Annotated in this window: 9 protein-coding genes; 8 read left to right on the top strand and 1 reads right to left on the bottom strand. The window is 44.3% G+C overall.

Annotation, left to right across the window (positions count from 1 at the left end):
- Positions 1 to 38 precede the first annotated feature (38 nt).
- From D7V92_RS19460 to D7V92_RS19430, 8 genes are all read left to right on the top strand, one after another.
- Positions 39 to 806 carry a DUF1080 domain-containing protein gene (locus D7V92_RS19460; RefSeq protein ID WP_005860843.1) on the top strand — a complete coding sequence of 256 codons (768 nt, stop codon included), beginning with the start codon at positions 39 to 41 and terminating at the stop codon, positions 804 to 806.
- 26 nt (positions 807 to 832) lie between these two features.
- The gene (locus D7V92_RS19455) at positions 833 to 2,173 is read left to right on the top strand and encodes a Gfo/Idh/MocA family oxidoreductase (RefSeq protein ID WP_057326718.1); all 1,341 of its coding nucleotides are present in this window, start codon (positions 833 to 835) and stop codon (positions 2,171 to 2,173) included.
- A 142-nt stretch (positions 2,174 to 2,315) separates the two neighbouring features.
- On the top strand, positions 2,316 to 5,279 hold the full coding sequence (locus D7V92_RS19450; RefSeq protein ID WP_121773572.1) for a TonB-dependent receptor: 2,964 nt from the start codon (positions 2,316 to 2,318) through the stop codon (positions 5,277 to 5,279).
- A gap of 24 nt (positions 5,280 to 5,303) precedes the next feature.
- Positions 5,304 to 6,671 (top strand): RagB/SusD family nutrient uptake outer membrane protein, encoded by a 1,368-nt coding sequence (locus D7V92_RS19445; protein WP_255420309.1) that lies wholly within the window; start codon positions 5,304 to 5,306, stop codon positions 6,669 to 6,671.
- The gene (locus tag D7V92_RS22645; protein ID WP_255420307.1) at positions 6,650 to 6,874 is read left to right on the top strand and encodes a RagB/SusD family nutrient uptake outer membrane protein; all 225 of its coding nucleotides are present in this window, start codon (positions 6,650 to 6,652) and stop codon (positions 6,872 to 6,874) included. The genes D7V92_RS19445 and D7V92_RS22645 overlap by 22 nt, the downstream gene beginning before the upstream one ends.
- A gap of 13 nt (positions 6,875 to 6,887) precedes the next feature.
- On the top strand, positions 6,888 to 8,570 hold the full coding sequence (locus tag D7V92_RS19440) for a carboxylesterase/lipase family protein (protein ID WP_121773571.1): 1,683 nt from the start codon (positions 6,888 to 6,890) through the stop codon (positions 8,568 to 8,570).
- A gap of 17 nt (positions 8,571 to 8,587) precedes the next feature.
- Positions 8,588 to 9,562, top strand: a complete 975-nt coding sequence (locus tag D7V92_RS19435; RefSeq protein ID WP_121773570.1) for a sugar phosphate isomerase/epimerase — start codon at positions 8,588 to 8,590, stop codon at positions 9,560 to 9,562.
- Positions 9,563 to 9,784: 222 nt separating this feature from the next.
- A complete protein-coding gene (locus D7V92_RS19430) occupies positions 9,785 to 12,613 on the top strand; it encodes an ATP-binding protein (RefSeq protein WP_121773569.1) in 2,829 nt (942 codons plus the stop codon).
- Positions 12,614 to 12,699: 86 nt separating this feature from the next.
- Here D7V92_RS19430 and D7V92_RS19425 read toward each other — a convergent pair whose 3' ends face one another.
- Complete coding sequence (locus D7V92_RS19425; protein ID WP_005864201.1) at positions 12,700 to 14,760, bottom strand: alpha-L-fucosidase; 2,061 nt, start codon at positions 14,758 to 14,760, stop codon at positions 12,700 to 12,702.
- Between the last annotated feature and the right edge of the window lie 398 nt (positions 14,761 to 15,158).

The raw sequence follows: 15,158 nt of genomic DNA, 5'->3' as shown, positions 1-15,158 counted from the left end.
AGAGCGAAAATAGAAACATTAATTTAATACTATGTAGCATGAAAAAAATGATTGTTCTTATCAGTCTTTTATGTGGAGCGTTTTTTATGAGCGCCCAACAAAGTAATCAACAACAAAGACCACCGGAAAGATGGAAACCTGAGAGTACTGAATGGTATTATCCGGTTCCTCCTAAGGTAAAGCCGGGTGTAGGAACTGGTGCTCCTTCCGATGCGATCATCCTGTTTGATGGAAAAGATCTTTCTATGTGGGAATCCGCGGGAAAAGATGGAGGTCCCGCTAAATGGACCGTAAAGGATGGGGCGATGATTGTGGCTTCCGGGACCGGATCGATCCGGACAAAAGATTATTTTGGAGATTGCCAGTTACATATCGAGTTCAAGACCCCTACACCGGGAAAGGATAATACATTACAGATGAAAGGTAATAGTGGCATTATGTTACAAAGCCGTTATGAGGTGCAGGTTTTGGATTGTGAGGATAATCCTACGTATGTGAATGGCTGGGTCGGCAGTATTTATAAGCAAAGCGCACCGTTGGTAAATGCTTTCACGAAGACAAATGAGTGGCAGGTTTATGATATTTATTGGAAAGCTCCCCGTTTTGGGACAAACGATGAATTGGAATCTCCCGCTATGATTACCGTGGTATTGAACGGTATCGTTGTACAGAATAATTATGTACTGAAAGGAACGACCCCATATACCGGTTTACCTAAATATGTAGCGCATGGCCGTCTGCCATTAAGCTTACAGGATCATGGAGTGGAAGTGGCTTTCCGTAATATATGGATTCGTAATTTATAAATTGTATAACCTTAAAATAATGATTTATGACTACACGTAGGAATTTTTTAAAGAACTCGACGATGTTGGCCGCCGGCTTAGGTATCTCACCTCTTTTGGCATCGGCAGCTCCTACCGTCTCTCATAAGGAAGAGACTATAAATGGGCGGGTGAATATCGCAGTAATAGGTGTCGGTATGGGATGCCGTGATTTGCAAGGGGCTTTGACTGATAATCCGTGGGTACATTGTGTGGGCATGTGCGACGTGAACAAAGTGAGACTTGATGAGCAGATCGCACGTTTCAAAAAAGACTTTCCAAACCAAACGACTTCGATCAAGGCATATAGTGACTTCCGGGAAGTCTTGGCAAATAAGGATATCGACGGGGTCATTATCGCAACACCGGATCATTGGCATCCTTACATCTTCGCTGAGGCTTTAAAAGCGGGCAAGGCGATTTATGTGGAAAAGCCGGTTGGTAATTCGATTCCGGAGTGCCATTCGATGATGGATTTCCAAAAGAAATATAAAGGGGTGGTAACAACTGGCTTATGGCAGACTAGTCAACGATATTTCTTGGCGGCTAATGAGATATTGAAATCCGGTGTGTTGGGGGATGTTTATAAAGTTCAGCTATGGCTTTGCCAATCGACGGACCCACGTCCGGCCGTAGCGGATTCTCCGGTTCCTTCTACATTAGATTACAATATGTGGTTGGGCCCGGCTCCCGAGCGTCCATTTAATAATTACCGTTTTCGTGGATGGCGTGGTTTTTGGGATTATGGAGGCGGCCAGCAAACCGACTGGGGAGTGCATTGGATAGACTCTGCGTTCGATGGATTGAAAGCGTTAGGATTGTGTGACCGTGAATATCCGGAGGCGGTATTCTCTACGGCTTATAAAGATCCTACCTCTTTTAATGAGACTCCCAGTTGCCAGACAACGATCTTCCAATATAAGAATTTCCATATAGAATGGGCACAACAAGTCGCTCACCTGTATAATCGGAATCAAGGGGTAGCTTGGGTAGGAAGTAAAGCTACCTTAGTATGTAATCGTGAAGGTTATGAATTGATTCCAGAGAAGAACCGGGAGGGTGAGTTATTAACCGACCGTTCCCAGCTTGTCGGGAAGTTCGAGGATGGCGGTATTGAGGCCCATGCGACGAATTGGTGTAAGTGTATATTAAATAAATCTATTGAGACGAACAGCCCGATCGAGAAAGGGGCTTTCGCGACGATCCTAGCCCATATGGCTAATATCTCATATTTGACGGGAACTCGTGTTGTGTATGATCCGCAAGCTCGTAAGTTTGTGGATAATCCGAAAGCGGATGCGTATTTGAAGCGGAGCTATAGAAGCCCGTGGCAATTCCCGAAAGTTTAATGCGATTGAATGCTTAAAAACAACGACCGGTGGATTTTAATACTCTATTATATATAACCATTACCATACGAATTGAATTACAGCACATTGAGATCTCCGGTCGTTTTTTGTAAAAACAATGTCAACTTTAAATGAATGAGTTATGGAAAATCAAAAAAAGAAAGTATGGCTTCGAAAGGCCCTGTTTTTGATCGTTAGTTTGGCGTTATTCTTTCCCATGATGGCGCAAACGATTACAGTAAAAGGAGTTGTAAAGGAATCTATGACAGGCGAACCGATCATTGGCGCCAATGTAGCGGTGAAAGGAACGACTAACGGTACGATTTCTGATATAAGCGGTATGTATCAGATCTCGAATGTATCATCAAATGCCGTATTGATCGTTTCTTATATTGGATATAAGACCGCGGAGATTCCGGTAAATGGCAAGAACACGATAAATGTGAGCTTGGAGGAAGAAAGTATCGGACTTCAAGAAGTGGTAGCCGTGGGATATGGCTCTCAGAAAAAGAAAGAATTGACCGGCTCTGTTGCAGGCTTGAAGGAGGGAGACTTGATTAAGGGCGTACAGTCTGACCCAATGGGTATGTTGCAAGGTAAAGTGGCAGGTTTGAATATATCCAAACCAAATGCCGGCGACCCGAATGGAGAGTATAAGTTCCAATTACGTGGAACTTCATCCTTAACCGGTAATACTTCTCCGTTGATCGTCATTGATGGTATTCCTCAAGGGGATTTATCCGCTATTCCACAAGATGATATTGAAAGTATCGATGTATTGAAGGATGGTTCAGCGGCGGCGATATATGGAACCCGTGGAACGAATGGCGTTATCTTGGTTACGACAAAACGAGGTTCTGCCGGGAAGATGAGCGTTACCTACAATGGATATATGTCTATCTCTTCCATAGCCAATCAATTGGAAGTCATGGATCGTGACCAGTTTTTGGCAAATGGGGGAAACGACCGGGGATATGATACGAATTGGATGGATGAGATTACCCGAACTCCGTTCTCCCATTCGCATAACTTGGCATTGACAGGAGGTACGACCGATTTTAATTACCGGGCTTCTGTATCTTATCGAAATAATCAAGGTATCGCTCTTAAGTCAGGGTTCAATGAGATGATCGCTCGTTTTTCCGCTAATCAGAATTTATTCGATAAAAAGATTCAAATAGCATACGACGCTACTTATCGTCGTTTTGACCGGGAAGGTGAGAATTCCAGCTATGATGATTATTCCGCTTTTAAGCATGCGTATTATTATAATCCTACGGCACCCGTATACGACGAGACGGGAACGATAGATGCCGGCGGGTATTATGCGCTGGATATTCAAGGATATTCAAATCCGGTGGCTTATATTATGCAGCGTGACCGTCGTACAAAAGGCGGACTTTTCCAAGGGTCTGCTCGTGTAACTTGGAACATTTTGGAAGGACTTCGTGCGCAAGCTTTTGGCTCATTGAAATACTCTGATATAAATAAGGGTACTTATACCTCACGAGAGGTATTTAACACTTCTAGTTTCGGGTCAGCGTCTCGGAGTTTTAATACTCGTTTTAATAAAACACTGGAGACGACGATCGACTATGTAAAATCTTTTGGAGAACACCATTTGGTGGTATTAGGTGGGTATACCTATGAGCATAACTATCGGGAATCATTTGGTATGAATAACTCGAATTTTGATTCGGATGTATATTCTTACTATAATTTGGGTGCGGGTAGTAACTTGATTAATAACCCTAGCCAAAGCATGATGGATGGTTCGGTTTCTCAAGATAATTTGGTTTCGTTCTTCGGCCGTGTAAATTATAACTGGGGAAATCGTTACTTGTTATCAGCGTCTGTACGACGTGAGGGTTCTACTCGTTTAGGTGCGGATTATAAATGGGGAACTTTCCCTGCGGTAAGTGTCGGTTGGTCTATCGGTAATGAGGCTTTTATGGAAAGCGCTAGCTGGATTAACGATTTGAAATTGCGCTTGGGATATGGCGTGACAGGAAATATGCCTTCAGATAATTATTTGTCTTTGTCAATGATGGGAGTGGTAGGCCGTTTTTATGATCATACTTCTAAACAATGGATCAATGCTTATGGGCCGACACAGAACCAGAATCCGGATTTGAAATGGGAGCGGAAAGGCGAATGGAATCTAGGTGTTGATTTTGCAGCGTTGAATAACCGCTTGAACGTGACCGTTGATTTGTATACCCGTAAGGTTTCAGATTTGTTGTATAAATATAAGGTTCCGACTCCTCCTTATCAATATTCTTCTATGTTGGCGAATGTTGGCGACGCTACAAGTAAAGGTCTGGAATTCTCTGTTTCCGGAACCCCGGTGCAGAATAAGAACTTCTCATGGACTAGTTCTATTAACTTCTCATTTAACACGAATAAATTGGACAAATTAAGTAATGAGACTTTCCAGACTGACTGGATTGAGACCGGTTATTTGTCGGATGGTGATTTAGGAGGTATGAACTCGACTCCATTGATTCGTTTGGTCCCGGGTGGCAAGGTCGGTGATTTTTATTTGCCGGTATTCGAGGGATTTACGGAAGATGGTAAATGGAAATTCAAGGATGTCGATGGTAGTGGTGACTTTACATATAATGAGGATCGTGAGATCGTAGGTAATGCGCAACCTGATTTTATAGCAGGATGGACTAACGAGTTTAAATATCGTGACTTCGATTTATCGTTTACATTCCGTGCTGTCGTAGGCAATGATGTATATAATGTAAGCCGTATGGCATTGGAGAATCGGAATGTGGCTGGAAAGGAGAAGAATATGTTGGCTTCGGTAATGGATATCCCGTTGCAAGATGCGGCTCAAGCCTCTAGTTATTATTTGGAGGATGGTTCTTTTGTGAAGTTGGACAATATCACATTGGGTTATAATGTGCCGGTGAAGAAATTAGGTTTCATGCAAAACTTACGTTTGTACTTGACTGGTCAGAACTTGTTTACGATCACAGGCTATAAGGGTATCGACCCGGAGGTTGATATGGTAGGATTAGATAATATGGGTATTGAGAGAACTCGTTATTATCCGGCTAGCCGTTCTTTTATTCTTGGTTTGAATGTTACGTTTTAATGGATACTCTAAATATCGAAGGTTATGAAAAAATATAGTTTAATATATATAGTGTCAATGATTTGTTTCTTGGTTATCGCTCCTTCTTGTACGGATATGGATGAAGATACGACGGGACAAATGGTCTCAAATGACTTTTATGCGGATCCTTCTTTGATTCCGCAAGCGGTAGGTGCTGCCTATGCGGAATTGCAGGCTTATCAGAATCACTGGGGAGTATGGGGGTTGCAGACTGTTTCCTCGGATGAATGTGTTGTTCCGACTCGTGCGCCGGGTAATGACTGGTATGACGGAGGGGTATGGCAGGATTTCCATCGTCATCAATGGCAATACAATCTGGATGCATTGAATAATGTGTGGATTTCCGTATTTTCTGGAATAACGACATGTAACCGTGTGGTTTACGACTTGGATATATATAAAGAGGAGATGGATGTCGATATCTATAATAAATATCGTGCGGAGACTGTCATCTTGAGATGTTTCTATTATTCTATCTTACTGGATTTATTCGGGAATGTTCCTTATATCGATACATATGAGAGTGAAATCACGGCTTCTCCTCAGACAAGCCGTCCTGAGCTTTATCAGAAAGTCGTAGATTGCATCTTAGATAATATGGAATATTTGGATGATGCTCCGTCTGCCGAGAATTATGGAAGATGTACGAAATCGATGGCTTATACGATGTTGGCAAAACTATATTTGAACGCAAAGGTGTTCAAAGGGGCCTCTTCTTACGATAAGGACGATATGAATAAAGTGATAGAGTATTGCGATAAAGTGATTAACTCTGGATATTATGAGGTCGTATCTGATTTCTCCGCTCCATTTAAAGTGGCGAATGAGTCTTGTAAAGAAAATATTTTCGTGGTACCGATGCAAAATGGTATCAATTCAAATGGAGACTACGAGTTTCATTTCCATAAATTCTCCGGACATCCCAAGTCTCGCCAGATGTGGGGTATAAATGTGGGCGGTTGGAATGGAGGTTGCGCTACTCCGGACTTCCTTGCTTTATATAAAGATGACGATACTCGGAAAAAGGCGACTTTTATTTACGGTTTGATTTATGATAAGGTCACGGGAGAGCCTGTTGAGGATGGTGATAATCCGGGAAAGCAATTGGAATTGACTATTGATGTATCTTCTATTAATGCCGCTTATCGTTGGGAAGGTGCTCGTATTCAGAAGTATGAATATGAGTTGGGTATGACTGGTAATATGAACAATGATTTTGTTTTATATCGTTTAGCTGATATCTATTATATGAAGGCTGAAGCTATTTTGAGAGGTGGTAATGCCGCTACTTTATCAGCTTTGTGTGCGGAACCTGCATTCCAGTTAATACGTGAAAGGCAAATCAACCCGTGTATACTCCGGAAACATTAACGTTGGATGAGTTGATCAATGAACGTGGCCGTGAATTTGCGTGGGAAGGTTGGCGTCGTCAAGACTTGGTTCGTTGGGATAAGTTCGCTAAAGGTTGCTGGACATTTAAGGAAGCCTTGAATAATAATTCGCGTGATTTATTCCCGATACCATACGATCAGATTACGAAAAACCAATCTTGGAAACAGAATCCGGGATATTAATAGTTGTGTTTTTATGCATATGGATAGACGACAATTCGTGAAAAACCTAGGACTGGGCACAGCCTCTTTAAGCATGGGAAGCTTGGTAACGGCTTCCTCATGTGCCCCGTCCGGGGATTCCTCCCTTAAACAAAACGTCAAGGAAGGAGAGGATGGACAGTTTTTATTTATCGGTGACGATATCGCCATTGCCCAGACAGAGTATGGGAAGGTGCAGGGATATCTGCTGAATCATGTATATACGTTCTTGGGAGTTCCTTATGGGGCTGATACGTCGGGAAAAAATCGCTTTATGCCTCCCCAAAAGCCAGAGCCGTGGACAGATGTGAGACCGGCGGTTTTTTATGGGAATACGGCGCCGCAACGTATGGAGAACCGGTGGCCCAATAATTACGGAACTTTTGCTGATCATTGGAACTACTGGGATGTGAGTGAGGATTGCTTATATTTAAATGTATGGACACCGGGTATTGCGGATGGTAAGAAACGTCCCGTATTGGTGTGGCTGCATGGCGGTGGTTTTACAAATGGTAGTGGGATCGAGCAGGATGGATATCATGGAGAGAATATAAGCCGGGAAGGAGATATCGTATTCTGTTCCATTAATCATCGGTTGGGGCCGATTGGCTTCTCTGACTTATCTGGTGTTGGTGGAGAAGCGTATAAGGATTCCGGAAACGTGGGGATGTTAGATATTATTGCCGCCTTGCGATGGGTACATGATAATATCGCCAATTTCGGTGGAGATCCCGGGAACGTAACGGTTATGGGACAATCCGGAGGAGGTTCTAAGGTCTGTACGGTAGCCGCTATGCCGGCGGCAAAAGGTTTGGTCCATAGAGCCGTGGCTTTAAGTGGATCTACGGTAGGAGCTTCCGATCAGGTGATGACCCGGAAGGTGGGAGAATATATTTTGAGAGAAGCGGGGCTGACCGCTTCCCAACTGGATAAATTGCAAAGAATACCTTGGCGGGAATATTTGGATATAGCGGATAGGGCTTGTAAAAAGTGCTGGGAAGATCAAGGGATTAGCATGAGACGGACTTTTGGTCCTGTTGCTGATGACCGGAATATTCCGGCCGGTGTATTCTACTCCGGTGAGAGCCATTTGGAGTCTCCTGTCGTGCCGATGATATTCTGTACGACTTTCCATGAATGGAACCCGAACAGGGCGGATGCGGCTTTGGAAAAAATCACTCAAGACGGTGTGATCGAGAAACTGAGAAGTCAATATGGTGATAAAGCGGAATCGATCGTGAAGGCTTTCGCCAAGAATTTCCCGGATAAGACTCCGATGGAGCTTTGGGCGATGATTTTGTCTTCCCGTCAACGAGTGGTTGAGGCGGCTAACGCAAAATTAAAGCAAGGCCAGCCTGTGTATGTAGCTTGGTTTGGCTGGTGTCCGCCCTTGTTTAATAACCGTATGCGTGCGTTCCATTGCTCGGATATCTGTTTCTGGTTTAAAAATACGGATCGGATGTTTACTCATACGGGTGGAGGTAAGGTACCTCGTGCGTTGTCAGATAAGATGTCTGGCGCTTTGTTGAATTTCATGCGGACAGGAGATCCGAACGGAGGAGAGTTACCCGCTTGGCCGAAATACACGGAAGAAAATGGAGAGGTGATGATCTTGAATAATACGTGTGAGGCTCGGAATGATCCGGATCGGGAGGCCCGTAAATCTTTGGAGGTTTAATTTAAAACGAGAGTGTTATGCTTGAGAAAAAGATTTCAAGACGTAATATGCTTCGGACTACCGGTTTGGCGGTTTTGGGCAGTACGTTCGCAGGCTTGGCTTCTTGCGCTCCGAAGAAAAAAGAGGAGCCATCACCCGAAGCATCCTCTTCGAAACGTCCTTTCCGTGTCTGTCTCAATGTCTCTACGATAGCGGGTTATAAACTTCCTGTTCAAAAACAGATTGACTTATGTGCCGAGGCTGGTTTTGAGGGAATTGAGTTATGGACCCGTGATGTGGATGCGTTCGTAAAGCAAGGGGGAACTTATGAGACACTCAGGCGTCAGCTGGAAGGTTCCGGACTTTTATTGGAGAATATGATCGGTTTTGCCTCGTGGTTTGCCGATGATCCTTCGAAACGGAAGGAAGGGCTAAACCAAATGCGGCATGATATGGAGATGGTAGCTGGATTGGGCGGTAAATTTATCGCCGCTCCTGCTCAAGGGGTTACTCAACTGGATCGTACACGGTTGCCGGAGTATTCCGAACGCTATCGGGGGATACTGGATTTAGGGGATGAGATGGGTGTCACTCCGATATTGGAACTATGGGGAGCCGGGGTTCTGAATCAATTATCGGATACCATGGCGATAGCGATCGCCTCCGGGCATTCGCGGGCTTCTGTCTTATTGGATTTCTACCATTTGTACAGAGGAGGAAATAGTTTTGATAGTTTACGCTTGATAAATGGGAAGATCCTTCCGGTTTTTCATATCAACGATTATCCGGAGTTGCCTCCTCGTACGGAGTTGAGAGATTCGGATCGGGTGTTTCCGGGAGATGGTATTTGCCCGTTTAATAAAGTACTTCCTTTGCTATACGACTCCGGTTTCCGGGGTGGGTTATCCGTAGAGCTTTTTAATAAGGGATATTGGGAAACCATGGATGTAAAGGAGGTCTTAAGGAAGAGTTTTGAGAAAACCACACAGGTAATCAATAGTTCGATGGGATAAAAGTTTGTTGGGATTTAGGAAAGGGACTGCCTCGAGGTGTTTTACCTTCGAGGCGGTCCCTTCTGTTTTTATAGTATCTTCTCTTAAAAATCAATTATTTTATAATCCGCTGTGATATAAAAAGTAGTATATTTGCGTACATCCAAAATAAACAGTTGTTTTGCGGAGGGTTATAGGGGTTGTTATCATCGGAAAAGCCGGTAATAAAAGATATACATTATAATGAACTTACTTCAGAGATATGTGAGTCATGGTATAGCTATAGGTTTGTTAGTATTTATAATGCTAGCGTTTAATTTGTCTGTGTTAGCGCGGACAAGTGAAAAACGTGTACTTAGGGTTGCCTTTCCGCAGGTAGATGGCATGAGTTGGACGGCCGAAGATGGTACTCATCATGGTATGCTCGTAGACTATCTCAATGAGATCGCCAAATATACCGGTTGGGAATACGAGTACATAGATACGAAGGGACCGACTATGTTGAATGAATTTGTTGAGGGTAAGTACGAGTTGATGGGTGGAAACTATTATATACCCGCTTTAGAGAAATATTATGCTTATCCGAACTATAATATGGGATATAGCCGTTCATTATTACTTGCCCGATCTGATGATCGCTCTATCCATAGTTATGATTTGGAGAGTATGAATGGTAAAACCATCGGTGTGTATGAGAATGCAAGGGAGAACATTCGCCGTCTCAAAGAGTTTATGGCTATCAACGGATTGTATTGTAATATCCGATATTACAAACAGGAAGATATGGTGGGGAAAATCGGGTTATATCCCTATCTGGCTAAAGGTGAGATCGATTTGTTACTAAATAATGTTGCCCATATTAGCGATTCTGTCCGTGTAGTCGTGGCATATGACTCTCAGCCTTATTATATCGTGACCAATCCGGGTAATAAAGAAGTCTTGGATGGTTTGAATATGGCTTTGGAACGGATATTGGATGCCAATCCTAATTTTGCGGCGGAACGTTATGCCGTTAATTTCCCAGACCGGCTCGTAAACATCCAACTGAGCGACCGGGATCTGGAGTATGTCAATGAGAGGAAAACGATCGCGGTAGCCGTACCTGAGAATTGGTATCCTTTGTATTGTAAAGAAACGCCGCTGAAGAACCATACGGGTATCATGGCGGATGTACTGGATGAGATTAAAAGTTTCACAGGGCTACGATTCTCGTATGTATATGCGAAAAATTATGCTGATGCGATCCGTTTGATACAGCAAGGGGATGCCGATATCTTAGGTTTTTTCTTGGGAGATGAGAACGATGCGGCCCAGCTAGGACTTGCGCTTTCAGCCTCTTATGTGAGTGCTAACAATATCATAGTGCGCAATAAAGCATGTAGTTATCCCGCACCGGGTCTGGTTGGAGCCTTAGTGGAAAATCAACGATTGCCGAGTGGTATATCGGTGGAGAAGATACGGTTCTATCCGAGTATTAAGGAGGCGTTATTTGCTGTCAATAATGGTGAGGCTGATTTTATTTATGGTTTGTCCTCTAGGATGGAACAGGATATCTTGCGCTATCATTTTACGAATCTTGCTCCCGTAACGTTGGTCAATGATCAGAGTACGATAAGTTTCGCGTTGCCTATCCCGGTCGATCCGGATTTGCTTACCATACTCAACAAGGCGATCAATAATCTTTCTGAGTCCGAGAGGACTGTTATACGCAATCGGAATCTGGAATCTATCGGCGTGAGTGAATTTTCTCTTACGGACTTTATATATGCGAATCCCTTACAATTCATGTTTATCGTGATGTTTGTCCTGTCGGTGCTATTTACGGCATTACTGCTGGCTATAGGGGCCCGGATGAAAGCGACCGTGATACAGGGCAACCTGAAACGGGCTGAGGCGGCTAACTTGGCGAAGAGCGAGTTTCTTTCCCGGATGAGTCATGAGATCCGTACGCCGATGAACGGAATTGTAGGTATGAGTACTATCGCCATGCAAAACATAGATAATACCGATAAGATAAAGGACTGTCTTGAGAAAGTAATCATGTCTTCCAAGCATCTTCTCGCTCTCATTAACGACGTGCTGGATATGTCGAAGATAGAAAGCGGAAAAGTGGAACTTCGACATGAGAGCTTTAATTTCCGGGCATTCTTGCAGGACTTTGAAAATCTGTATGGCGAGCAGGCCAAGAGTAAAGGGATCAGCTATGAGACGGTATTGGCTAGTGATCTGGAAGTACAGATTATAGGAGACTCCTTGCGCTTGAATCAAGTTCTCTCTAACCTGTTATCGAATGCGTTGAAATTTACGCCGGCCAAGGGAATAATTAAACTTCGGGTATCTAAAACAGGTGAGGATCAAGAGAATGTTTACCTTCGTTTCGAGGTAATCGATACGGGATGTGGTATAGCCGAGGAGAATTATGATAAGATCTTCGAATCGTTCGAACAGGAAAATGTGGATGTCACTTATAAATATGGAGGCACAGGATTAGGGCTTTCTATCGTTAAGCGTTTCACTCAGTTGATGGGAGGTGGCATACATGTGACAAGCATGCAGGGGAGTGGCAGTACATTCACGGTTGATCTGCCTTTCGGCAAAATAAAGGAGTCGGGTAAGCCCACTCGTTTTTCCGATATTGATGGGCGAAGTGACCTTGCGAGGGATTGTTATGTGATTGATTATGATTTCAAAGGTAAACGGATCTTATTAGTTGAGGACAACGAGCTTAACCGGGAGATTGCGGAGGAATTGATCGGAGCTACCGGTGCTTCGGTGGAGAGCGCTGAGGACGGGGTGCAGGCCGTAGAGAAGTTTAAGGAATCTGCCGAAGGATATTATGATTTGATATTGATGGATGTGCAGATGCCGCATATGGATGGTTATGAGGCTACCCGATGTATCCGGGCATTGGGGCGTTCTGATGCTCAAAAGGTTCCTATCTTCGCTATGACAGCCAACGCATTCGCTGAGGATGTGCAGAAAAGTAGGGAAGCCGGTATGAATGCTCATATATCTAAGCCGTTGGATATACGTGCCGTGTATAAACAAATGAACCGATACCTTCAAGGATAAATAAAGGATCGATGAATAAATAAAAAGGGACCGCCTCGGGAAATTAGGTTTTCGAGGCGGTCCCTTCTGCTTTTATTAGATATTCTTTATTTTTCCGTAATTACCGAGAATTCACCGATACCCGCTTGCTTTTTATTATCTACGATACGGGTTGCGACCAAACGGATTTGGTTACCTTTCGTTATCGGGAAATGTACGACTTGCTCGATCGGGTTAGCCTTGATATTGGAGAATTCGCCTTCGGCCACCTTCTTTCCATTAATATATAATTGATAGTTGGAGATATGACCGCTTGCGTCACGTCCTTGGTTCGGGGTGTAGCGGAATCCGGATATAGGCATTTCTTTCGCTAATTGTACGACTAACTCTTGTTTCCCTTGTGGCAAATAGTAGGTCGTGTAGCCGTTTCCGTCTAGGATCAGGCTGGTTTTCTCATCTTTCGGTGATACGATCGTGTAATCACAAGCGGGAATATCGAACGTTTGTGCGGAAACCGGACTGACTGTATCGAAAGTCGGATCATAGGCAATCGCCTTGACAGTTCCTTTTTGAGCGAAAGCGAATGGCGCCTGATAAAGCGGTGAGTCCTTGGTCGGATCTGAACCGTCGGTGGTATAATGAACCTCGGAGCCTTTATCCCCGGCCTGTATGGTTACCTCGTCATTGATATTACGGGCAATCGTTGGCTCGGTCACCAAGGCGGGGGCAAGGTATGCCTCCACGTTATTGATACAAAGCGGTCCGCGGGCATCCGTGAAGTTGATGCGTATCTTCTCCGCTTTCTCGGTCTGGAAACGGACAATTCGTTTATAGCCGACAGTTGTCGTAGAATCCACGGTCTGTGCCGGAATCCATTTACCCCCTTGCTCGAGTTCGATATTGAACGAGCGTACTCGTTGTCCTAATGGGATATATTCTTGTATTACCAAGCGGTTTACATCGGTAGGATGGGTTAACGTGAAAGTCAATGAACCACTGGTTACGCCATCGTCCGTAGCCCAATAGGTATCCCAATCCCCATCTACTGCCTTATTGGGACTAAAATTACGTCCTCTTTTATTGCTCGCTTGTACGTAACATCCTTTCAAAAGATTCTCCTTAAAGTCATTTTGGATGGTTTGATACCATTGTACGGCACGGGCGGAGTCTACCGGACTTATTTTTCCGTTCAACGCTACGGGGAAGTTCAATAGGAAATTGGCGTTATGCCCGACGCTTCGGTAATAAAGATCGACTAATTTTGCCAGCGACTTGACTTGGTGATCTTCCCGGGAGTGATAGAACCATCCCGGACGGATAGATACATCGCATTCTCCACCTAGCCACATCGGTCCGTTCTCATCTCCCCATACACTCTGTTGGAAAGTAGGCATGGAGGGTTCCGGGGCGAAGATGCTCCATTGGGTATCACCGGCCCAACCTTCCTCGTTACCGATCCAGCGGATATCGGGTACTGTCCCTCCGAAAACCATGATGTCCGGGTGGTGCGCCTTGATCGTGTCTCGTGCCCGCTCATATTGATAATAGGTCTTGGCGTCTATAGCACGGGTTTCATTCGTGCCGCCATACCAGCCATTGCCACCGTTTGCCCCATCAAACCAGTATTCGAACAACGGGCCATAGTTGGAGACTAATTCATGTAATTGGGCATGGAATTTCTCTACATACCCCGGTTGTCCGTAATTCTCACTGTTTCTGTCCCAAGGGGAGAGATAGACACCGAATTTCAGCCCGTGTTTCTTACAAGCATCGGATAGTTCTTTTACCATATCCCCTTTGCCATCTTTCCAAGGAGAATTCTTTACGCTATATTCGGTTGTGGCGGTAGGCCATAGACAGAAACCGTCGTGATGCTTGGTGGTTAAGATTACGCCTTTCAATCCGGCGGCTTTGATTGTTTGCGCCCATTGATCGCAATCCAGATCCGTTGGATTGAATGTGGAGGCGGGAGTGTTTCCGTAACCCCATTCCAGATCATTGAACGTATTTAATCCGAAATGGACAAAGGCGTATGTTTCCATCTTATGCCATTCAACTTGTGCCGGCGTGGGAACGGGCAGGATAGGGGCGGGCGCTGTCGCTTCTTTACAGGAGAAGAAGGAAAACAACCCAAGCCCCAATAAAATAGAGGAACTCAAGTGCTTCATTATTTGTTTATATTTAGATGAGACCTCAAATATATGAAAAAAAACGGCAGATTTTTATTCTGTCTTTAGATATCTAGATAAAAGATAAAGTCCCCTGTCTTTTAGATGTCTCCTCTGGGGAAATTTTCATGCTAGCATATGTTTGTTTATCAATTGTTTGCAGTGCCAGTTTATTTATCGCCTTTGGCACGGTCGTGCCATCACAGTGGCAACGCTGTGCCATCCGTGTGGCAGGGCCGTGCCATCGTAGTGGCACAGTATTGCCGCTATGATGGCAAGGGTACCGGCTATATCGTTTCCGTGAGCAGTCGGTATTTTTGCGTATCCTATATTATAATGTACCCGATATCCGTTGCCGTAAAAAACTTGCAAAATAATGCCCGATAAATTTGGATCGT

Origin of the sequence: Parabacteroides sp. CH2-D42-20 (genome assembly GCF_003670185.1) — a bacterium.
Lineage (GTDB): Bacteria > Bacteroidota > Bacteroidia > Bacteroidales > Tannerellaceae > Parabacteroides > Parabacteroides distasonis.
The sequence above is the reverse complement of the archived record's forward strand: the minus strand, read 5'-3'. Positions and strand labels throughout refer to the sequence as shown.